Source organism: Aquimarina algicola, from assembly GCF_006443095.1.
Taxonomy (GTDB): Bacteria; Bacteroidota; Bacteroidia; order Flavobacteriales; family Flavobacteriaceae; genus Aquimarina; species Aquimarina algicola.
Genome location: NZ_VFWZ01000001.1, coordinates 463,655 through 484,339, shown reverse-complemented (window position 1 = coordinate 484,339; position 20,685 = coordinate 463,655). Strand labels below are relative to the sequence as shown.

The window sequence follows — 20,685 nt, the reverse complement described above, 5'->3', positions numbered from 1 at the left end:
AAGCTAAAGTCATTACAATTGTATATTTTGCGCCACTAAAATTGAAACAACATACTTTTTTTTCAGTTAGCATTATATAAATAGTATATTAAATATGAGAAAATTCATAATAGCAAAATTTTTTATTGCTTTATTATTGGTTGGGTGCGGAACAAAGAATACGGGAAATGATATTGCAACCAGCACACCTATACAAACATCTATAGATTTGACAGACACAAAAGATGATAAAGTACCTGTGGTTATAAATCCTGGAAGGTTTGTTCAAGATACAATTACTTATTTTTTGCCCAAAGTGGTGCAAGGAACATATTCTGTAAGTGATTTTGGTAAATTTGTTGATGACTTTACAGCATTAGATTATGAAGGGAATCAGCTTAAAATTGAAAAAAAGGATACAAATTCCTGGATCATTTACAATGCAAAGCAATTAGATAAAATAACATATCAAGTTAATGATACTTATGATATTGAAAATGCAGGTACTACAGAAACTCCATTTTCACCTTCAGGAACTAATATAGAACCAGAAAATTTTGTATTGAACTTACACGGTTTTATTGGGTATTTTGACATATTGAAGAATAATCAATATGCTTTAGAAGTAAAAGCTCCAACATCTATGAAAAGAACTTCTGCATTACAGAAGATCGATTCTGAAGCTAGTGATGATGGCTCTATTACTATAGATCGATATTTTGCTTCCAGATATTTTGATATAACAGATAACCCTATGATGTATGGTAATCTTGATGTTGAAGAATTTATGGTTGGAGATATCAAAATTGTTTTAAGTGTATATTCACCAAACCAAGTACATACTGCTTCTAAGATAAAAGAAACAGTATTCAAAATGATGAAAGCACAAAAAGCATATTTGGGAGATATTAATAGTACGCCACGATATGACATTTATTTATATCTGGCTACTGGTGACGAAAACGCTCCTACTGGTTTTGGTGCATTAGAACATCATACATCTACAGTAGTGGTTTTACCAGAGCAAATGCCTGATGAAGCTTTAGCTGAAGCTATGATAGATGTTGTATCACACGAGTTCTTTCATATTGTGACACCTTTGAGTATACATTCTGAAGATGTACATTATTTTGATTATAACAATCCTACATTCTCTAAACATTTATGGATGTATGAAGGAGTTACAGAATATTTTGCCACACTTTTTCAAGTAGATCAAGGATTGGTACAGGAAGAGGAGTTTTATAAAAAAGTAATGGGTAAGATACAAAGCGCAAGTGGTTTTGATGACGCGATGAGTTTTACCAAAATGAGTGAAAATATACTAGACCAACCATATGCTTCTAATTATGTAAACGTATACGAAAAAGGAGCTTTAATAGGAATGTGTATTGATATTTTGATGAGAGAAGAAAGTAATGGAGAAAGAGGGATCTTATCTTTAATGAAAGAATTATCTGCAAAATATGGTAAAGACAAACCTTTTGAAGATGATAAAATCATACAAGAAATTACAGAAATGACATATCCATCTATTGGTGAATTTCTAAAAACTCATGTTGAAGGGAATACACCTATCAATTACGAAGACTTCTTTACAAAAGTTGGATTGACAATAAAATCAGATAAAGTTGAGACTAATTATATTCAGAATTCTGGAGCGTTGATAGTTGCAGGAAATCAAGAAAAAGGAACCTTGTTTTTTACAGATTTGGTTTTAGAAAATAGTTTTTGGGCAGAAAATGGTGTTAAACCTAATGATGATATTATAGAGATCAACGGAACTCAACTAACATTACAAAACGCAAATAGCGTTCTGGCAGCTACATTTCAATGGCAAGAAGGAGATGATGTAGAAGTAAAACTAAGTAGAGCAGGAGAGGATATTATGATTAAAACCAAGGTAAAAAAGTCGTATACCAAAGGAAAAAAGATTGTTGAAAATCAAAATGCTTCAAAAGAACAAGTAAGTCTTAGAAATGCCTGGTTAAAAGGGTAGGTGTATTACGATATAATTGATTAAAAAATAAAAAGGCTGGATAGAATATCTCTATTCAGCCTTTTAGTATTTAAAAGGTTATTTTAATTTTTGCGAATCATACACAAGTACTTTACTCCAGAGCATTTCATTTTCTTTTATAAATTTTTTGTGTAAAGGATCAACTTGATAATTATCATGAGCTTCTTTAGAATCAAAAGTGATCACCACACAATATGTAAAAGAAGCATCAACCACGTCTCTTTTAGCAGTATTAGCAGTAGATCCTATATGACTCGATGTAATAAACTTACACTGACTTAGTAAGTCTTTTACGCCTTTTTCAAAAGCTTTTCTTTCTGTTTGATTATCAGGATTTTTAAGCCAGAAAAATACATTGTGTACAAGATTTCCCTTAATTTCTTTAGTATCTTCGATAGCTTGAGCAAAAGATGATATACTGATGAGACAAGCAATAATAAATACAGAATATTTCATAAATGAGTTTTGTTAGGTTTTTTGATTCTAAATATAATAAAACTGTTTAAAAATATTTTTTAGATTCTTGAATAATATAACTTTTGGGATATTGATAAAAACCGTTACCTACTTATTAAAGTGTTTTTTAAATCCTTGTATATCAATTAATCAACAAAATTGATAGCATATTTGTTAATTACTTTGTCTTTGGGTTATTTTAATTTTGTGAGTGAAATATTATATTAGCAAGCATTCTACCCTAAATTTATGAGTAAAGAGACTAAATATACCGAAGATAATATACGATCCCTCGATTGGAAAGAGCATATACGTATGCGACCAGGAATGTATATCGGAAAGTTAGGAGATGGTTCTTCTGCAGATGATGGAATTTATATTTTGCTCAAAGAAGTAATGGATAACTCTATTGATGAGTTTGTGATGGGCGTGGGTAAAACAATAGAAATTTCTATACAAGGAGATAAAGTTATCGTAAGAGATTATGGTCGTGGAATTCCTCTGGGAAAAGTTGTTGATGTTGTTTCCAAAATGAATACAGGTGGAAAATACGATTCGAGAGCATTCAAAAAGTCTGTTGGTCTTAATGGTGTAGGTACCAAAGCTGTAAATGCGTTATCAACTTATTTTAGAGTAGAATCATCAAGAGATGGAAAATCGGCTTCAGCAGAATTTGAAAAAGGAAATTTAGTCAACGAAGAAAAACTAGAAGAAACCTCACGAAGAAGAGGTACGAAAGTTTCTTTTATCCCTGATAATACCATATTTAAGCATTTTAAATACCGTACAGAGTATGTAATCAAGATGCTTAAAAACTATGTCTATCTCAATCCCGGACTTACTATTATCTTCAATGGAGAAAAATATGTTTCAGAAAACGGGTTAAAAGATTTATTATCAGACAATATTAAAGAAGAAGATCGCTTATATAATATTATTCACCTCAAAGGAGATGATATAGAGATAGCGTTGACGCATAGTAAAACTCAGTATAGCGAAGAATACCATTCTTTTGTAAATGGACAGCATACTACACAAGGAGGAACCCATCAAGCAGCCTTTAGAGAGTCTGTTGTAAAAACGGTAAGAGAATTTTATGGTAAAAATTATGAAGCTAGCGATATTCGTAAATCTATAGTCTCTGCTATAAGTATAAAAGTAATGGAACCTGTTTTTGAAAGTCAAACCAAGACTAAACTAGGTTCTACAGAAATGGGAGGAGATTTGCCAACGGTAAGAACGTATATAAATGATTTTATCAAGACAAAACTCGATAATTTCTTACACAAGAATGCTGATATTGCAGAGAGTTTACAACGTAAAATTCTACAAGCTGAGCGAGAACGAAAAGACTTGTCAGGAATACGTAAACTTGCAAAAGAACGAGCAAAAAAAGCAAGTTTACACAATAAAAAACTAAGAGACTGCCGTGTTCATCTTACAGACAGTAAAAATGAACGAAACCTGGAAAGCACATTATTTATTACAGAGGGAGATTCTGCAAGTGGATCGATTACCAAATCCAGAGATGTTAATACACAAGCTGTTTTTAGTTTAAGAGGAAAACCGCTGAACAGTTATAATATGACCAAAAAGATTGTATATGAAAATGAAGAATTCAATCTTTTACAGGCGGCACTCAATATAGAAGAATCATTAGAAGATTTAAGATATAATAATATTGTAATTGCTACCGATGCCGATGTAGATGGGATGCATATACGATTATTATTAATAACATTCTTTTTACAGTTTTTTCCCGAAGTAATAAAAGAAGGGCATTTGTATATTTTGCAAACACCATTGTTTAGAGTAAGAAATAAAAAAGAAACCATTTACTGCTATTCTGAACAAGAAAAACAAAATGCAATACAAAAACTGTCTGGTAAACCTGAAATTACTCGATTTAAAGGATTAGGAGAAATTTCACCAAATGAGTTTGTTCATTTTATAGGAGATGATATTCGTTTGGATCCGGTAATGTTGGATAAAGATAAATCTATTGAAGAGTTGTTATCGTTCTACATGGGAAAAAACACGCCTCAACGACAAGAATTTATTATAGATAATCTCAAAGTTGAATTGGATACAGTAGAAGAAGCATAAAAAATAATTTCGTGAGTAATCAAAACCTTTTTTGATATATAGATTTTAATTACTCAAAGTATAAACTACAATTTTAAAAGTACGCCCCAGTATTATATATGGATTTGGAAAACGAAAACGAAGAATTACATAGCGACTCAATGCCAGAAGATCACCAACCACAAGAAGTGATTACCAAGGTAACAGGAATGTATAAAGATTGGTTTTTGGATTATGCATCTTATGTAATCCTAGAACGTGCCGTTCCTGCAATAGAAGATGGATTAAAACCGGTACAACGTCGAATACTTCACTCGATGAAAGATTTAGACGATGGTAGGTATAATAAGGTGGCTAATATTGTTGGGCATACGATGCAATATCACCCTCATGGTGATGCAAGTATTTCTGATGCTATGGTGCAAATAGGTCAAAAAGACTTATTGATCGATATGCAAGGGAACTGGGGAAATATCCTTACAGGAGATAGAGCAGCAGCATCCCGATATATAGAAGCACGATTGTCAAAATTTGCATTAGATGTTGTATATAATCCAAAGGTAACAGAATGGCAATTATCGTATGATGGGAGAAAAAAAGAACCCATCAATTTGCCTGTAAAATTTCCTTTGTTATTAGTGCAAGGAGCAGAAGGAATCGCAGTAGGGTTGAGCACAAAAGTCTTACCACACAATTTTATAGAGCTTATTAATGCTTCTATCAAACATCTACAAGGTAAAAAATTCACACTTCTTCCTGATTTTCCAACAGCAGGAATTGCGGACTTTACCAATTATAATGATGGAAATAGAGGAGGAAAAGCAAGAGTAAGAGCAAAAATCTCTCAATTAGATAAAAATACACTAAAAATAAGTGAAATCCCTTTTTCGACAACAACCACTTCTTTAATAGACTCGATATTAAAAGCGAATGATAAGGGAAAAATAAAAATCAAAAAAATTGAAGATAATACTGCTGCAGAAGTAGAAATTCTTATTCATTTACCATCAGGTATTTCGCCTGATAAAACTATAGATGCACTGTATGCCTTTACAAATTGTGAAGTTTCAATCTCTCCATTAGGATGTGTGATAGAAGACAACAAGCCTAATTTTATAGGAGTTTCAGAAATTTTAAGACGGTCTACAGATAATACCGTTGATCTTCTTAAGAAAGAACTTGAAATTCAACTTGGAGAACTACAAGAACAATGGCATTTTGCTTCTCTAGAAAGAATTTTTATCGAAAATAGAATTTATCGCGATATCGAAGAAGTAGAGACTTGGGAAGGTGTTATAGAAGCCATCGACCAAGGATTAAAACCACATGTCAAACATTTAAAAAGAGAAGTCACAGAAGATGATATCGTTCGTCTTACAGAAATCAGAATAAAACGCATATCAAAATTTGATATTGATAAGGCACAACAAAAAATTGAAGCGCTAGAAGAAGAAATTGCTCAAGTAAAACATAATTTAGATCACCTTATTGAGTTTGCAATTGATTATTTTAAAAGACTTAAAACTACTTACGGCAAAGATAAAGAGCGTAAAACAGAAATTAAGATTTTTGATGATATTGAAGCTACCAAAGTAGTGATTCGAAATACAAAATTATATGTCAATCGAGAAGAAGGATTTGTAGGGACATCACTACGTAGAGATGAATATGTAACAGATTGTTCTGATATTGATGATGTAATTTGTTTTACCGGAGATGGTAAAATGATGATTACCAAAGTTGGTAGTAAAACGTTTATTGGTAAAAATATCATTCATATTGCCATTTTTAAGAAAAAAGATAAACGTACGATATATAATATGATTTATCAAGATGGCAGAGGAGGCGCGTCATACGTTAAGCGATTTGCCGTTACAAGTGTAACAAGAGACAAAGAATATGATCTTACACAAGGAAAAAAAAGTTCAAAAATCACATATTTTTCTGCTAACCCAAATGGTGAAGCAGAAGTTGTTACTATATTTTTGCGCCAAGCTGGAAGTATTAAAAAGCTAAAATTTGATCTTGATTTTGCAGATTTATTGATTAAGGGAAGAGGGGTAAAAGGAAATATTGTTACGAAATATAATATCAAACGAATCGAATTAAAAGAACAAGGAGTTTCTACATTAAAACCTAGAAAAATCTGGTTTGATGATACAGTGCAACGACTTAATGTTGATGGTCGAGGAGAAATTCTAGGAGAATTTAGAGGAGAAGATCGTTTATTAGTCATAGATCAAAAAGGAATTGTAAAAACTATTATTCCTGAGATGACACTTCATTTTAGTTCAGATATGATAGTGTTAGAAAAATGGAAACCCAAAAAACCGATTTCTGCAATATACTGGGATGGTGAGAGAGAAAAATATTATGTAAAACGATTTTTGATTGAAAACCCTGATCGTGAAGAAAATTTTATTTCAGAACATCCAAAATCCTTTTTAGAAGTAGTTTCTACAGATTTTAAACCTTTGATAGAAATTGTTTTTAATAAACTAAGAGGTAAGGATCAAAGACCTAATGAAGAAATAAATATTGAGGAATTTATTGCAATAAAAGGAATCAAAGCGCAAGGCAATCAATTAACAACTCACAAAGTAAAACAAGTAAATTTATTAGAACCTCTACCTTACGAAGAACCTGAACCATTGCCTGTAGAAGAAATTGAAGTAGTGGAAGAAGAAAATATTTCTCCTCAAAATGGTAATGTATCTCAAAGTGAATCTAAGCCAGGTGAGACAAATTCGTTTGACGAAGACACAAATACTGGCGACGGAGAGCAAGCAAGTTTATTTTAATTAATTTTTTGATTTATAAATACTTAAATAAAATTATATAAAGTTTTTATTTAAATAAATATTGTGTTTTGATTTTAAAAGATTTTTGTTTTTATAAGAGCTGTTATCTTCAATAGCACATATCCAAAACTCATAGTTTAGACATAATGGTTTTATTATTTGTCTTAATAAAGCTAGTAACTTCATTTTAAAGAATCGTGGTTTAAATATTGTAGAATTAAAAATATAATCTCACTGAAAACAGTGATTATTTTACAAGAATAGAAATTTAATTTTACACAATAAAAGGCTATACATATTTATATGGGTAATATTTAAAAAGAAACGATGAAAAATTTAATTGTTTATAGTATTCTTATATTATTTTTTAGCTCTCATGGGCAAAATTTGAGAGCAATTAGCGGAGGTGAATCAAAGCTAATAGCATCAAATACAGATATAAAATTCATAAATAAGAGTTCATCTGAAAAAAATCAAACTAAAGAATGTTCCCCGAGTAAGTTACGTGTATACTTAAATAACTCTAATAAATCTGGTACTAATATTCGTAAAACTCCTAAGGGAGATATTGTCACAAAATTGATTTTAGACGATGCAAATTACTTTTATTTTATAATACTAACAGAAGCAAAAAATGGCTGGTTCAAGATTGAAAGCCCTATACAGAGTGCAAAGGGTGATATTAAAATACCAAATGGAGAAGGGTGGATTCATGGCTCAGTGATCTCTGTTGATACTAGGAATTATGAGGGTCAACACCTAAATCTCTTAGATAAGCCAAAAGGTAAAAAAGTTATTAAAGTTATTAAAGAAGAAGAAATAGGGCTTAGGTTAAAAGATCTTTGTGGTGAATGGGTAAAAGTTGAATGTAATGGTGCTATTGGATGGATTGAAAGTAAATGGCTCTGTGGAAATAATTTAACTAATTGCTCGTGTAACATTTGCTAGTTAGTATATAAAACTACAGCGAATCAATGCAAAAATGGAAGGTTTGTGTTAATCCAAAAGAGAGCGTCTTTTAATAAACTAAGCTTTATACTGGTGAGATCATCAAGATTAAAATTATAAAAAAGTGAATATTGAGGCATTTAATAAACAAGGGGAAATTATGTCTGAGATATATCCAATAATTACATTTAAAAAACCTAAATGCAGTTAAGATGAATACAACTTTTTTTAATATTTTATATTTTGTCTTACCACTAGTTACAGCAGTTCTAGTTATGAAATTTATTTTTAAATTGAATATCAATATATTATTGCCTTCTGCAATTATGTTGATCCTTTTTGTGATTGCAACAATTTGTTCTCCATTCACTTCACAAAAATTTGAAACAGAATTATTCGTAATATTTTGTGTACTTCAACTATTAGCTCTTACAGGAGGTATTTTATTAATGTCTAAGCAAGAAATATTATGGAAGCAATTTTTTATTTCTTTGCCTTTTCAACTTTTTTATTGGCTACAACTTTTTTATTACGGAGGCTTACAATTTACCCATAAATTTTAGGTATAAAAGATCGACTTTTATATTTCTTAAGATTTTTTGACATATTTTGTAAGAATCACAATATGTTGCCCATTTACACGTCCTTCTATATGTTCTGGATTATCGTGTACTAACGAAATATTTCTAACAGCTGTTCCTCGTTTTGCAGTAAAATTAGCACCTTTTACGTCCAGATCTTTAATCAACACTACATTATCTCCTTTTTGAAGGGTTACTCCGTTTGAATCAAGGTGTTTGATATTATCTTCTGTATCATCTTCAATTGTAGCTTTTGCCCATGCTAATGTTTCATCATCTAGATACAACATATCAATAAGATCTTGAGGCCAGCCTTCATTTCTTAAACGATATAACATTCTGTACGCCACTACTTGTACAGCAGGTATTTCACTCCACATGCTATCATTTAAACAACGCCAAAAATTAGGATCGATTTCTTTATTATTCTCAATTTGCTCAAAACAAACCTTAGAAATCAAAATATGAGAATCTAATCCACTACCAGGAGATTGAGGTACTTCGTAAACTATTAAATCTTCTTTGTTACCAGATAGTTCACAAGTAGATTCACTACGCTTATGCAATTCTTTTTCAAGATTCATATATCAAAAAACTGATTTTAAATTTCATTGATGAAATGAGAAATTATAATTCAAAGGACTATGCACTACGACTACGCTTATTCTTTTTTCTAAGTTTGAAGTTCAAGAATTCTATGAATAAAGAGAAAGCTATAGTAAAATATAAATATCCTTTGGGGATTGTTCCTACTTCTGTTTCAAAAATTTCAAGATGAGCAAGATGTGCAGCTTCAGCAATAAGCATAAAACCGATCAAAATAAGGAATGATAATCCAAGAATTTGTACAGAAGGATGCTTATTAACAAATCGTCCAACAGGAGTTGCAAAAAGCATCATGATTAAAACTGATATAACAACAGCAACAATCATAATGATTAATGCATCATTTGGATCATCGCTTAACCCATTTGTCATTCCCACAGCAGTAAGTATAGAGTCAAACGAAAATACAATATTGATTAATGTAATCTGCATTATAGCATTGGATAGAGAAGAAGAGCTTTTGGCTTTTATTTCTTTTTCTTCTTCACCTTTTTCTTCAACCTTATCATGAATTTCGTGAACACTTTTGTAAAGTAGAAATATACCTCCTCCAAAGAGAATTAATGATTGTCCGCTAATTCCTGCTTCGATCCATGGTAAGTTGATATGCCAAAAGGGAGCTTCCATAGCAACTAATAGAGAGATACCAAATAATAAAAGTATCCGCATAACCATAGCTAATATCAACCCTATATTTGTAGCTTTTTTTTGTTGATTATCTGGTAATTTACTAGAGGCCAAGGAGATAAAAATAATATTATCTATACCAAGAACTATTTCTAAAAAAGTAAGGGTTAATAAAGCAACCCATGCATCTGCAGAAGCAAATATTTCAAACATTATTTAATTTTTTTAGCGGTTCCACGTTGTTTATTAGCATTGTCTACAAGACCATATTCAAAAGTGTAAGTATCGTAGTCTGTACTTAATATCTTCATATGTATTGCCTTTTCCTCAGACATACTTTTTGGGTGTAATTTTTGCAAGATATATTCGCAATCATTTATCCATCTTATACTTGCCGTATCACTTTTTCCTTTAAAGTAATCAATTTCAATAGTATCATTTCGAATAAAAGTCGTCTTAACAAGCTCTCCATTCAAAAATGTCTCAAACTCAAAGGTCCCTGTTCGAAAATTTTCACAATTTCGTTCCTGATTGTAGCAACTTAGTAATAAAGAACAAGAAAAAAGCAAGAATATTTTTTTCATAGCATACCACCCCTTAAAATAGATGACGAAAATAAATCTATTTCTTAAAAATAAAGAGTAGAAGATAAAAATCTTTTTACTTTTTTTTCATTTTGTAGGAATCAAAAGTACCATCTGAATATAAAATAATAATTTTTTCAATTTTTTGTTCTTCATTTATGTTTAATGCAGGAATATTGTTAGATATTTCAGATCTTATATTTTCATCTTCTTTATCAGAGGTATTTTGAGAAAATAAATCATGTTCGATTTTTTTTTCTTCTTCAAGTAAAGGAGGAGGAGTTTCTATAGGAATTTGTTTTTCTATAGTCTCTATCTTTTGAGATTTAGGAAACGATCCTTCGCCATAGAGTAGCCATAATAAATCTACATCGGTATATGCTTCGACAACTTTCATTACAAAATCAAGACTAGGTTTATTTCTTCCACTCAAAATATGAGAAATAGAAGATCGTCCTACACCCATATAATCTGCAAATGAAGATGCAGATACATTGTAATAATTCATTAGTTTTTGGATTCTTTCACCAAAATGGGAAGTGTTCAGCATTGTAAACAATAGGTGTTTGATTAGTCAATACAAATGTAAACAATTAATGGTAAATAATGAGTTTACAAATGTGAATGCATGAAATAAAGTATGATTTTAAACTTTAAGTAAGATTATTTAATTTACTTATAATTAGTTTATTAACTATAAACATAAATAATTTGTTAAATACTGTTTACACTTGTAGAATAAATAAATCTTTAGAGATTACTTAATGATGAAAACTTGATATTAGTTGTGTTTACAAATGTAAATAAGTCTTGTTTACAGAAGTAAATTATATAAATGTTTACGTTTGTAACTTATATTTATTTGATTTGAATCCTTCATAAACAATAGTATTTTTACAACTTATTAGACAAAAAATGAACATTCAAAATTTACAAGATTGGTTTCATAAGTATAGTAATTCGTCTTTATCAGGTCGATATATACACTTGGACCATATATCACCTATTTTAAATGAATTATCTCAATCTTCAAGAGTTGAAGTCAGTGAAATTGGTTTTTCTGAAGATAAACTGCCTATATATCTTTTAAAATTAGGAAAAGGAACCAAAAAATTATTGTTTTGGTCACAAATGCATGGTAATGAAAGCACAACTACAAAAGCAGTAGTAGACTTTTTGCATTTGCTTATAGATCCTTCTAATGACATTGCAAATACTATTTTAGAAAACTGTACACTTTACATTATACCTATATTAAGTCCAGATGGTGCAAAAACGTATACAAGGCTTAATCATAATAAAGTGGACCTTAATAGAGATGCCCAGGATAGAACACAGAAAGAAAGTAACGTATTAGATAAGCTAATCAAAGATATACAACCAGATGTCGCTTTTAATCTTCATGGTCAACGAACTATTTTTGCTGTAGGTGCGACCAAATATCCGGCTACTGTATCATTTTTATCACCGGCAGGAGATCACGAACGTACTATTACAGCCGATCGTAAGATTGCCATGGAGATTATTTCTAAAATGAATGATACTGTCCAGCAATTTATCCCAAATCAGGTAGGGCGATATGATGATAGTTTTAATATTAATTGTGTGGGCGATACATTAGCTAATAGAGGTATTCCTACCATTCTTTTTGAAGCTGGGCATTATCCTGATGATTGGGATCGTGATAAGACTAGGTCATTTATTTTTTATGCACTGCTTGTTTCTTCACATTTTATAGCTACAAATGTAATTACCGGGCAACATTACAAAGATTATTTTTTGATCCCAGAAAACGAAAAATTATTCTATGATATTATCATTAGAAATGTAATTCTAGATGGTAAAAATGTAGATATTGCTATTCAATACGAAGAAAAATTGATCGATAATCATATTAATTTCTTGCCGAAAGTTGCAAAAATTGGCGCTCTTCAAAATTATATTGGTCATAAAGAAATTTTGGGTCAAAAAAGGGTAATACAGAACGAAAACGTTACAGTAGAGATAGTTCCAAGCGTAAAGCTGTTAAAATTTCACCTTGATTCTGAATTATTCTTAATAGAATCAATAAAAAGTTAAAATAAAAGGTGTGAATACTGTATTTTTCTGCTAAATTTGCAATGTAAATAATCGGGAAAAATATTTAAGAACACGAAATTATGGCAAAATTTAAATTAGACGAAGTTGACCACCAGATTTTAGACATGTTGATTGAAAATACTCGTACACCTTTTACGGATATCGCAAAGAAATTATTGATTTCTGCCGGTACTGTTCATGTACGTGTTAAAAAAATGGAAGAAGCCGGCATTATAGAAGGTTCTTCTTTAACATTGGATTATAAAAAATTAGGGTATTCGTTTATTGCGTATGTAGGGATCTACCTTCAAAATACATCTCAAACCAAATTTGTTTTAGAAAGAATTAATGAAATTCCATATGTAACCGTAGCACACATCACTACGGGTAAATTTAATATTTTTTGTAAAGTAAGAGCCAAAGACACTAACCATGCAAAGGAGATTATTTTTCAATTAGATGATATTGATGGAGTTTATCGTACTGAAACTATGATTTCTTTAGAAGAAAGTATCAATGATAAAAAACGCTTAATGCACTCAATTTTTCAAGAGTTGTAAAGGGTTTTTTAATTAAAATTTACAAACCCTTTAAGACAAAATCTTAAAGGGCTTTTTTATGTTTATTGACCAAATTTTAACCACACTGTCATGCCAAGAAAACCAAAAATTGAACGTTTCAATGAAAACGTTCTGTCAAAGTATCAAATATACAATAGTATATTTATTACCTTACCGTTTAATACACTTACAAGAACAGGTACATTATTACCCCTTTTTACAGAAGTTTGCGAAAAAGGGTATGAAGAAAAGAAAAACCCAACAGAGATAATTAAAGAGTTTTTTGATCGATATGGGGATCAAAGAAATGAAAAAGAACAACGCGATTTACTTTTTCAGTTTATACAACTAATAGAAAGACAAGTTGTTTTGTTTGATGCCATAGAGGATTCTGCTTTTCATATTGTTCATAATATGGATGGTAGAGGAACTTTAAGGAGTATTAAAGAAGAAGCACAAGCCAAAGGACAGTCTGAAAAACTTAAAGAATATTTAAGGCGTTTCAAGATTAGAATAACGTTAACAGCACATCCTACCCAATTTTACCCGGGAACTGTATTAGGGATTATACATGATCTGGATCAGGCAATTCGAGATGAAAATTTGATTATGATCAAAAAGTTACTGACTCAGTTGGGTAAAACATCTTTCTTTAAAAAACAAAAACCAACCCCTTATGATGAGGCTGTAAGTTTAATATGGTATCTGGAAAATGTCTTTTACAATTCTGTAGGAACCATCTATAATTATATACAACAGAATATATTTCCTGGAGAAGATTTGGGTAACGACTTGATCAATCTTGGTTTTTGGCCGGGAGGCGATAGAGATGGAAACCCATTTGTAACAACCGAAACTACTCTTAAAGTTGCTAAAAAACTTAGGAAATCTATTTTATTAAATTATTACAGAGATATAAGAGCATTAAAAAGACGACTTACATTTGGAAGCCTTCCAGAAAAAATTACGGTCTTAGAAAATGCTCTATATGATAATTTCTATTACGCTAAAACAGCAATACCCTTGTCTCAAGAAACTTTGATTAATGGATTGTTAGAAATAAAAGAAGAGTTGATAGAACATCACCAATCTTTATTTTTAACAGACCTTCAAGACTTAATCGATAGAATAAAGATTTTTGGTTTTCATTTTGCAACACTAGATATCCGTCAAGATTCTAGAGTACACCACAAAGTACTTACGAATATTGTAAATACATCTTACAAATTAGGTCTGGATATATTTCCTAAAGATTATAATACTCTTTCTGAAAGTGAACAAATAGCGGTTTTATCAAATGTAAAAGGAACATTAGACCCAACAGTTTTTGAAGATGATATTTCGCGATCAACCATAGAATCTATTTATGCGATTAAAACGATACAACAAAAAAATGGAGAAAGAGGAGCGCATCGATATATAATTAGCAATAATGGTAGCGTATTAAATGTCATGGAGACTTTTGCAATGATTAGACTTTGTGATTGGCAACATCCTACAGTTGATGTTATTCCTTTGTTTGAAACGGTTTCTGATCTTCAGGTTGCAGATCAAGTAATGGAAACACTGTATAAGAACCCTGTCTATATGCAACATCTAGAACGTAGAAAAAGAAAACAAACTATCATGTTAGGCTTCTCTGATGGTACAAAAGATGGAGGATATCTAATGGCGAATTGGGGGATTTTTAAAGCAAAAGAAGCTTTGACAGAAATATCTCGTAAATATGATATTGATGTAGTCTTTTTTGATGGTAGAGGAGGACCTCCAGCAAGAGGAGGAGGAAATACACACCAATTTTATGCTTCTTTAGGACCAAAAATAGAGAATGAAGAAATACAATTAACAATACAAGGACAAACCATCAGTTCTAATTTTGGAATGTTGGATTCCTGCCAATATAATCTTGAACAGTTATTAGGAGCAGGAGTAGAAAATGAGTTAGAATACAATACTAATAAAGTATTCTCTGAAGACGATGAATCTACAATGCAAGAGCTAGCAGATATAAGCTATGCTACTTATTCAGATTTTAAAGCGCATCCAAAGTTTCTTCCATATTTAGAACATATGAGTACTTTAAAATATTATGGAAAAGCTAATATCGGTAGTAGGCCTTCTAAAAGAAACCAGAGCGACACTCTTGATTTTAGAGCATTGCGAGCCATACCTTTTGTAGGGAGTTGGAGCCAACTTAAACAAAATGTACCTGGATTTTATGGAGTTGGAACAGCTTTAAAAGCTTTTGAAGATCGTAATGAATTCGATAAAGTAACCCAACTATATAAAAATTCGGCATTTTTTAGAGCGCTCGTTGGTAATAGTATGATGAGTTTAACCAAATCATTTTTTCAGTTGACAGCATATATGAGTGAAGATCCCGAGTATAGTGAGTTTTGGAATATGATTCATGACGAATATGAACTGACAAAAACATTATTATTAAAGTTAACAGGGTATTCAGAACTAATGCAAAATGAATTAGCAGGAAAAGCCTCTGTTAATGCACGAGAAAATATTGTTTTACCGTTATTGACGATTCAGCAATATGCATTAAGAAAAATTCAGGAACATAACAAAACAGGAAATTTAAGTGCTCAAGAATTAGAAGTGTATGAAAAACTAGTAACACGTTCTCTTTTTGGCAACATAAATGCGAGTCGTAACTCTGCTTAGTTTGATTTTTCATTTTATAAATAATAAAGCAGAAACCTTTTGGTTTCTGCTTTTGTTTTTGGATTTTTATATCATCAAAAATTATATAATTACATGATCACACAATTGACAGAGATAGAATACCATCCATACTATGCTGCTTATATCAAAAAAGCTATGCATGAAGACATTATATTGGGTTTAGAGAATGGTAAAGTTCAATTCAAGGAATTTGTTGCGGCAATTTCACAAGAAAAGATGAATTACGCATATCAAGAAGGTAAATGGACAATAGCAGAGGTATTACTACATCTTATTGATGCAGAACGCATATTTGCTTACAGAGCATTACGATTTGCAAGAAATGACAAAACACCTATTATAGGTTTTGAGCAAGATGATTATGTGCCATATTCTAATGCAAATCAATACACGGTCCAAGAAATTATAGATGATTTTGAAGCTGTAAGGACATGTACAATTTCATTATTTAAAAATTTTACAACCGAGATGCTTATTCGAGTAGGTGAGGCTAGTGGGAGTCCTATGAGTACAAGAGCTGTAGGATATATTTTGCAAGGGCATCAAAACCATCATTTTGAAGTGATTGCAGAAAAGTATCTGTAAAATAAATTTTACTCGATAATCGAGATTTAAATGCTCCGAGGTTCTTTATTTTTGAAGTATGATAGTTCTACATAAAAAATCAAAAAATATTCCTTGTGATGTATGTGGTAATAATTGTGCTAAAATTGTATTGTTAAAAGAGTTTTCATTACTAAGAGGCACTGTTTGTTCTCTTCTAATAAAAGGTTTTATTGGTGATACTAAGTATGCAATAAAAAAAAGCAATTTTAATACCCTATTACAGTATTTTGAAAAAGAAGCATTCGAGAAAATACAGGATATAGATCAGGAATATGCATCTTTTTATTGTAAAGAATGTAAAAAATGCTATTGTACAGAGCATTGGACACGTCAGGTTGTCTACGAAGATGGTTTTTATGATGAGACAAGAGGAATATGCCCTAATGGACATGAAAAAAGATTAGATGATTAAAACGATATGAATAGTAAAGAGATAGCACATAATTATCTTACTTATTTAGAAAAAGGACAAATCAGTAAGATTGTAGATTTGTTTTCAGAAACAGGTACGGTTATATCGCCGTTGTACGGTACAATGCCTGCTACAGATTTTTATACTGCTTTAGCTTCAGACACGAGTGAATCTATATTAGAATTTGACGGTATTTTTCAAGAAGAAAATACTTCTCGAATCACATTGCTTTTTAATTACACATGGATTTTAAAAAATCATAAAACAGTACAATTCAAAGTTGTTGATCTTATTGAATTTAACATTGAAAATAAAATAGAAAAACTAACTATCATTTATGATACTGTGCATAGCAGAGCTGTTTTAAACGAGCTTAAAAACAATACCAAAATATGATCTATTCTAATACAACACTGTCAAAGTATTTGGATCTAGCTCATGACCTCCAGGATGTAATCTGAATTCTATCTGAGGCAGTATTTCTTTTACTCTTATTTTTTCAGCATCAACTTTTGCTTTCTCAAAATAAGGATCTTTCTCGCCCAAAATATGCGTAATTTTTGTATCTGAATGTAAAAAAGTAAAGTCATTTTTGGTCAATTCTTTGGGAAACCCTCCTGAAACAAGTACTAATGAAGTACAAGGCACTTGATTGCGAGCAATCCAACGACTGGCAATGCTAACCCCTTGCGAATACCCCAAAATAATAAACCGTACATGATTAGGGATATGTTCAGTAGCAACAATAGCATCAATATAATTCAGAACATTACCCGTGTCTGTTTTTGTATTTTCTTTGGTTAACCAGCTCGAACCAACCCTTCTGTAATCGTCTCCTTTATAATATTTAGAAGGAGCTTGAGGCGCTATGAAATAGTTCTCATCTTTATCAAACCCTTCAAATAATCGTATAAAATACCTGCTTAAATAACCAATACCATGAAAAACTAACCAGACATTTTTTGTTTTTGAAGTCAATGTATTTAGAGTAGAGTAGGTGTTTGTTGTCTGATAAGAAATCTCTTTTTCTTGCATATCTAAATTATTCTAAAAATAGTGATCGTGTTAATTATAAATTAAACCATTCATCAATTATTGGCCACAAGATATCCTGATTTTTCTTCCTAAAAAAATCAAAATGTCCAATATTTTTTAAACTATATTCTGAGGGTAAAAGATGTTTTCTAGTTACTTTGGCGTTTTTGTATACTCGATCTCCTAGAATATCAACACATATTTTTGGAGCAAAAAGATCATCATCTATACTAACAAGTAGCATCGACGATTCAATTTCATTATAATATGTTTCTTCTTTTCCCTTTGTAAAATGTAGCATAGAATCAGGATGTAAAAGATATATAGACCAGTCTCTGGCAGCTTTAGCAGGAAGAGGATGCCCAAGCCCGAACCAACCAGAAGGATAATAGCCTAGTATTGATGTAGTAATAGGAATAAAAAACTTGAAGTTGAGATAAATAAGCCATTTCATTTTCAATGCAAAATATTTATAAAACCCAAACTGAGATCCAATTGTAAGGTATTTGTCATAATACTGATGAGCATCACTAAATCCAACACTATTTCCGCCAAAACTATGTCCGATCATATATTGTTCATGATCATGGTATTTTGAATTACAATACGCTGAAACCGTTTTGAAATCTCTTGCCCAGGAGAAAAAACCATGTTTTTTTAGAGAGGTAATGTTTTTTGAATTAGAATCTCCAATACCACGAAAATCAAAAGTAAATACATGGCACCCTTTGGTAGCATAATGAGTAGCCATATTAAAATAAAATTTCTGAGGAATAGCAATAGCTGGTGCAAATACAATTGTTATTCTTTTAGGGTTTTCCGGAATAAATTCATTTACAGCAATTGGGTAATCATCAAAAGAAGGGATGGAATAAGATTGCATATGCTTTTGTTTAAGAGTTTAGTATGATTTTTTCCATTCTGATAATAGCATTATCAAGATATTTTCGATCATCATAGATCTGCATTAAAAGAATTCCACCTTCAATATCCTGAACGATTTGTTCTGCAAGAGACAGGGGATCATCAGAATGAGCAGGTTCTAATAATTGTTGTATGCCAAAAATAAAGTCTTGAAAAAATAATTGTATTTCTTCTTTGTATGTCGGATTTAAATGTATTGTTTCTAAAGCTGTTTTTGCCATAATACATCCTCCTTCTGTAGAGGTAAATACAGTATCAAATAGTTTTTTGATACGTGCTAGTTTTTCATCTAGAGTAAGCGTATCGTTTTTTATGATTCTAAAGAAATTATAATTAAAGTAGTTGTATACGGTATGAATCACTTCATGGATTAATGCTTCTTTGTTATTGAAATAATAATAAAAATGAGATTTTTGTATGCCACATGCTTTGGCGAGCTCGCTCATACTGCTGTTTTGTATACCTCTTGATCGTAAAATAGGAATAACGCTTTGTAATACTTCTTCTTTTGATGTTTTAATTTTAGGCATTTTATTGAACATTCGTTAAAATTAGAGTTAAATATAGTTAGAATTTTTAATATGCATTACATATTTTTGTTTGTATCATTAAAATTTGAATATGCATAAATTTATTACTTTATTATTAATCTTACTTATCGCTCCAATTTTAGGTGGTATTTATGGTATATTACATGATCAAATTACATATACCATTTCTGAAGAATATTATACAAAATTTAAGTTTGTACAATTTGGATTGAGTGAAGATTACTGGGCAATGGGTCGAAATATAGGAACCGAAGAACTCCCGGAAATCCAATTACGACAACCTAGATTAGGAGTATCGGTAGTAGGGGTTATGGCAACCTGGTGGGTGGGTATGATCATCGGAGTACTTCTTGGGCTCTTAGGATTGATTCACAAAACCGGAAAGAAAATGTTGGTATCAACCATCAAAGCATTTGTATTAACTATTGGGGTTGCTTTATTAACCGGGATGATTGGTCTGGGATATGGTAAGTTTTTTTTAATCGACAGTCCACCAAGCTGGTTTCTACCCAAAAATCTTATTGATATTGATAGTTTTATAATGGTAGGTTCTATGCACAACTTTAGCTATTTGGGTGGATTATTGGGTTTGATCGCTGGTATTGTTTATAGCATAAGACAAAAAAGAGGAATTAAACTTAATTAGGTTTGAATAGATTACTGAATATTAAATTATAATGAAACAATCTATTGTTCATATCGCTTTGTTAGTGAAAGAGTATGATGAAGCTATTGAGTTTTATACTCAAAAACTACATTTTGAACTTATAGAAGATACATACCAACCAGAACAAGATAAAAGATGGGTAGTTATAGCTCCTCCAAATTCTTTAGGTGCTACAATTCTTCTAGCAAGAGCATCAAATCCTGAACAAGCAAATTTTATAGGGAACCAAACAGGTGGTAGAGTTTTTCTATTTTTAAATTCCGATAACTTTTGGAGAGATTACAATGATATGAAGGATAGCGGTATTGAATTTGTAAGAGCACCGAAAAAAGCATCTTATGGAATGGTAGCTGTTTTTAAAGATTTATATGGTAATCTATGGGATTTATTGGAATTGAATAAGGAGCATCCAATTGCAAAAAGAATAACATAAACAATTATATTTTGATAATTGAAAATTTAAAACA

General features: G+C 31.0%; 21 protein-coding genes. 13 read left to right on the top strand and 8 right to left on the bottom strand.

The annotated features are described in order from the left end of the window. The first annotated feature begins 94 nt into the window (after positions 1 to 94). Positions 95 to 1,978, top strand: a complete 1,884-nt coding sequence (locus FHK87_RS02235) for a M61 family metallopeptidase (protein ID WP_140589257.1) — start codon at positions 95 to 97, stop codon at positions 1,976 to 1,978. Positions 1,979 to 2,056: 78 nt separating this feature from the next. Here the strand turns inward: FHK87_RS02235 and FHK87_RS02230 are convergent, their stop codons facing one another. Next, positions 2,057 to 2,455 (bottom strand): Dabb family protein, encoded by a 399-nt coding sequence (locus tag FHK87_RS02230; protein ID WP_140589255.1) that lies wholly within the window; start codon positions 2,453 to 2,455, stop codon positions 2,057 to 2,059. Positions 2,456 to 2,704: 249 nt separating this feature from the next. Between FHK87_RS02230 and FHK87_RS02225 the strand changes: the two genes are divergently transcribed. The 4 genes from FHK87_RS02225 (at position 2,705) to FHK87_RS02210 (ending at position 8,852) form a co-directional block, all read left to right on the top strand. After that, on the top strand, positions 2,705 to 4,561 hold the full coding sequence (locus FHK87_RS02225; RefSeq protein ID WP_140589253.1) for a DNA topoisomerase IV subunit B: 1,857 nt from the start codon (positions 2,705 to 2,707) through the stop codon (positions 4,559 to 4,561). 98 nt (positions 4,562 to 4,659) lie between these two features. After that, positions 4,660 to 7,341: a DNA gyrase/topoisomerase IV subunit A gene (locus tag FHK87_RS02220; protein WP_140589250.1), complete on the top strand. Its 2,682-nt coding sequence runs from the start codon at positions 4,660 to 4,662 to the stop codon at positions 7,339 to 7,341. Between the two features lie 327 nt (positions 7,342 to 7,668). Then, positions 7,669 to 8,289, top strand: a complete 621-nt coding sequence (locus FHK87_RS02215) for a hypothetical protein (RefSeq protein ID WP_140589248.1) — start codon at positions 7,669 to 7,671, stop codon at positions 8,287 to 8,289. A gap of 212 nt (positions 8,290 to 8,501) precedes the next feature. Further along, positions 8,502 to 8,852, top strand: coding sequence for a hypothetical protein (locus FHK87_RS02210; RefSeq protein WP_140589245.1), 351 nt, complete (start codon positions 8,502 to 8,504; stop codon positions 8,850 to 8,852). Positions 8,853 to 8,878: 26 nt separating this feature from the next. Here the strand turns inward: FHK87_RS02210 and FHK87_RS02205 are convergent, their stop codons facing one another. From FHK87_RS02205 to FHK87_RS02190, 4 genes are all read right to left on the bottom strand, one after another. Continuing rightward, on the bottom strand, positions 8,879 to 9,454 hold the full coding sequence (locus FHK87_RS02205; RefSeq protein WP_140589243.1) for a PhnA domain-containing protein: 576 nt from the start codon (positions 9,452 to 9,454) through the stop codon (positions 8,879 to 8,881). 58 nt (positions 9,455 to 9,512) lie between these two features. Next, positions 9,513 to 10,316, bottom strand: a complete 804-nt coding sequence (locus tag FHK87_RS02200; RefSeq protein ID WP_140589240.1) for a TerC family protein — start codon at positions 10,314 to 10,316, stop codon at positions 9,513 to 9,515. Next, entirely contained in the window at positions 10,316 to 10,687 is a 372-nt protein-coding gene (locus FHK87_RS02195; RefSeq protein WP_140589238.1) for a DNA topoisomerase IV, read from the bottom strand. Before FHK87_RS02195 ends, FHK87_RS02200 begins: the two co-directional genes overlap by 1 nt. A 76-nt stretch (positions 10,688 to 10,763) precedes the next feature. Beyond that, positions 10,764 to 11,237 (bottom strand): helix-turn-helix domain-containing protein, encoded by a 474-nt coding sequence (locus FHK87_RS02190; RefSeq protein WP_140589235.1) that lies wholly within the window; start codon positions 11,235 to 11,237, stop codon positions 10,764 to 10,766. Positions 11,238 to 11,602: 365 nt separating this feature from the next. Here FHK87_RS02190 and FHK87_RS02185 point away from each other — a divergent pair, with 365 nt between their 5' ends. The 6 genes from FHK87_RS02185 to FHK87_RS02160 all read left to right on the top strand — a co-directional run bounded on the left by FHK87_RS02185 (position 11,603) and on the right by FHK87_RS02160 (position 17,437). Beyond that, entirely contained in the window at positions 11,603 to 12,766 is a 1,164-nt protein-coding gene (locus FHK87_RS02185; RefSeq protein ID WP_140589233.1) for a M14 family zinc carboxypeptidase, read from the top strand. A gap of 80 nt (positions 12,767 to 12,846) precedes the next feature. After that, a complete protein-coding gene (locus FHK87_RS02180) occupies positions 12,847 to 13,326 on the top strand; it encodes an Lrp/AsnC family transcriptional regulator (RefSeq protein ID WP_140589231.1) in 480 nt (159 codons plus the stop codon). A 90-nt stretch (positions 13,327 to 13,416) separates the two neighbouring features. After that, positions 13,417 to 16,002, top strand: coding sequence for a phosphoenolpyruvate carboxylase (locus FHK87_RS02175; RefSeq protein ID WP_140589229.1), 2,586 nt, complete (start codon positions 13,417 to 13,419; stop codon positions 16,000 to 16,002). 93 nt (positions 16,003 to 16,095) lie between these two features. Beyond that, the gene (locus FHK87_RS02170) at positions 16,096 to 16,608 is read left to right on the top strand and encodes a DinB family protein (protein ID WP_140589227.1); all 513 of its coding nucleotides are present in this window, start codon (positions 16,096 to 16,098) and stop codon (positions 16,606 to 16,608) included. 58 nt (positions 16,609 to 16,666) lie between these two features. After that, positions 16,667 to 17,041: a hypothetical protein gene (locus tag FHK87_RS02165; RefSeq protein ID WP_140589225.1), complete on the top strand. Its 375-nt coding sequence runs from the start codon at positions 16,667 to 16,669 to the stop codon at positions 17,039 to 17,041. Positions 17,042 to 17,047: 6 nt separating this feature from the next. Beyond that, on the top strand, positions 17,048 to 17,437 hold the full coding sequence (locus FHK87_RS02160; protein WP_140589223.1) for a nuclear transport factor 2 family protein: 390 nt from the start codon (positions 17,048 to 17,050) through the stop codon (positions 17,435 to 17,437). Between the two features lie 6 nt (positions 17,438 to 17,443). Here FHK87_RS02160 and FHK87_RS02155 read toward each other — a convergent pair whose 3' ends face one another. Genes FHK87_RS02155 through FHK87_RS02145 form a run of 3 tightly spaced genes read right to left on the bottom strand, consistent with a single transcriptional unit; the run spans position 17,444 to position 19,530 of the window. Further along, complete coding sequence (locus FHK87_RS02155; protein WP_140589220.1) at positions 17,444 to 18,076, bottom strand: alpha/beta hydrolase; 633 nt, start codon at positions 18,074 to 18,076, stop codon at positions 17,444 to 17,446. 34 nt (positions 18,077 to 18,110) lie between these two features. Next, positions 18,111 to 18,959: an alpha/beta hydrolase family protein gene (locus FHK87_RS02150; RefSeq protein ID WP_140589218.1), complete on the bottom strand. Its 849-nt coding sequence runs from the start codon at positions 18,957 to 18,959 to the stop codon at positions 18,111 to 18,113. Between the two features lie 10 nt (positions 18,960 to 18,969). Continuing rightward, the gene (locus FHK87_RS02145) at positions 18,970 to 19,530 is read right to left on the bottom strand and encodes a TetR/AcrR family transcriptional regulator (RefSeq protein WP_226294004.1); all 561 of its coding nucleotides are present in this window, start codon (positions 19,528 to 19,530) and stop codon (positions 18,970 to 18,972) included. Positions 19,531 to 19,621: 91 nt separating this feature from the next. Between FHK87_RS02145 and FHK87_RS02140 the strand changes: the two genes are divergently transcribed. Then, the gene (locus FHK87_RS02140) at positions 19,622 to 20,197 is read left to right on the top strand and encodes a hypothetical protein (protein WP_140589214.1); all 576 of its coding nucleotides are present in this window, start codon (positions 19,622 to 19,624) and stop codon (positions 20,195 to 20,197) included. A gap of 31 nt (positions 20,198 to 20,228) precedes the next feature. Beyond that, positions 20,229 to 20,651: a VOC family protein gene (locus FHK87_RS02135; RefSeq protein WP_140589212.1), complete on the top strand. Its 423-nt coding sequence runs from the start codon at positions 20,229 to 20,231 to the stop codon at positions 20,649 to 20,651. Positions 20,652 to 20,685 lie beyond the last annotated feature (34 nt).

Coding starts and splice junctions, on each gene's coding strand:
- FHK87_RS02190 (WP_140589235.1), bottom strand. CDS start 11,237: ATGCTGAACACTTCCCATTTTGGTGAAAGAATCCAAAAACTAATGAAT.
- FHK87_RS02185 (WP_140589233.1), top strand. CDS start 11,603: ATGAACATTCAAAATTTACAAGATTGGTTTCATAAGTATAGTAATTCG.
- FHK87_RS02195 (WP_140589238.1), bottom strand. CDS start 10,687: ATGAAAAAAATATTCTTGCTTTTTTCTTGTTCTTTATTACTAAGTTGC.
- FHK87_RS02180 (WP_140589231.1), top strand. CDS start 12,847: ATGGCAAAATTTAAATTAGACGAAGTTGACCACCAGATTTTAGACATG.
- FHK87_RS02235 (WP_140589257.1), top strand. CDS start 95: ATGAGAAAATTCATAATAGCAAAATTTTTTATTGCTTTATTATTGGTT.
- FHK87_RS02145 (WP_226294004.1), bottom strand. CDS start 19,530: ATGCCTAAAATTAAAACATCAAAAGAAGAAGTATTACAAAGCGTTATT.
- FHK87_RS02230 (WP_140589255.1), bottom strand. CDS start 2,455: ATGAAATATTCTGTATTTATTATTGCTTGTCTCATCAGTATATCATCT.
- FHK87_RS02215 (WP_140589248.1), top strand. CDS start 7,669: ATGAAAAATTTAATTGTTTATAGTATTCTTATATTATTTTTTAGCTCT.
- FHK87_RS02140 (WP_140589214.1), top strand. CDS start 19,622: ATGCATAAATTTATTACTTTATTATTAATCTTACTTATCGCTCCAATT.
- FHK87_RS02160 (WP_140589223.1), top strand. CDS start 17,048: ATGAATAGTAAAGAGATAGCACATAATTATCTTACTTATTTAGAAAAA.
- FHK87_RS02200 (WP_140589240.1), bottom strand. CDS start 10,316: ATGTTTGAAATATTTGCTTCTGCAGATGCATGGGTTGCTTTATTAACC.
- FHK87_RS02205 (WP_140589243.1), bottom strand. CDS start 9,454: ATGAATCTTGAAAAAGAATTGCATAAGCGTAGTGAATCTACTTGTGAA.
- FHK87_RS02225 (WP_140589253.1), top strand. CDS start 2,705: ATGAGTAAAGAGACTAAATATACCGAAGATAATATACGATCCCTCGAT.
- FHK87_RS02175 (WP_140589229.1), top strand. CDS start 13,417: ATGCCAAGAAAACCAAAAATTGAACGTTTCAATGAAAACGTTCTGTCA.
- FHK87_RS02135 (WP_140589212.1), top strand. CDS start 20,229: ATGAAACAATCTATTGTTCATATCGCTTTGTTAGTGAAAGAGTATGAT.
- FHK87_RS02220 (WP_140589250.1), top strand. CDS start 4,660: ATGGATTTGGAAAACGAAAACGAAGAATTACATAGCGACTCAATGCCA.
- FHK87_RS02170 (WP_140589227.1), top strand. CDS start 16,096: ATGATCACACAATTGACAGAGATAGAATACCATCCATACTATGCTGCT.
- FHK87_RS02210 (WP_140589245.1), top strand. CDS start 8,502: ATGAATACAACTTTTTTTAATATTTTATATTTTGTCTTACCACTAGTT.
- FHK87_RS02150 (WP_140589218.1), bottom strand. CDS start 18,959: ATGCAATCTTATTCCATCCCTTCTTTTGATGATTACCCAATTGCTGTA.
- FHK87_RS02155 (WP_140589220.1), bottom strand. CDS start 18,076: ATGCAAGAAAAAGAGATTTCTTATCAGACAACAAACACCTACTCTACT.
- FHK87_RS02165 (WP_140589225.1), top strand. CDS start 16,667: ATGATAGTTCTACATAAAAAATCAAAAAATATTCCTTGTGATGTATGT.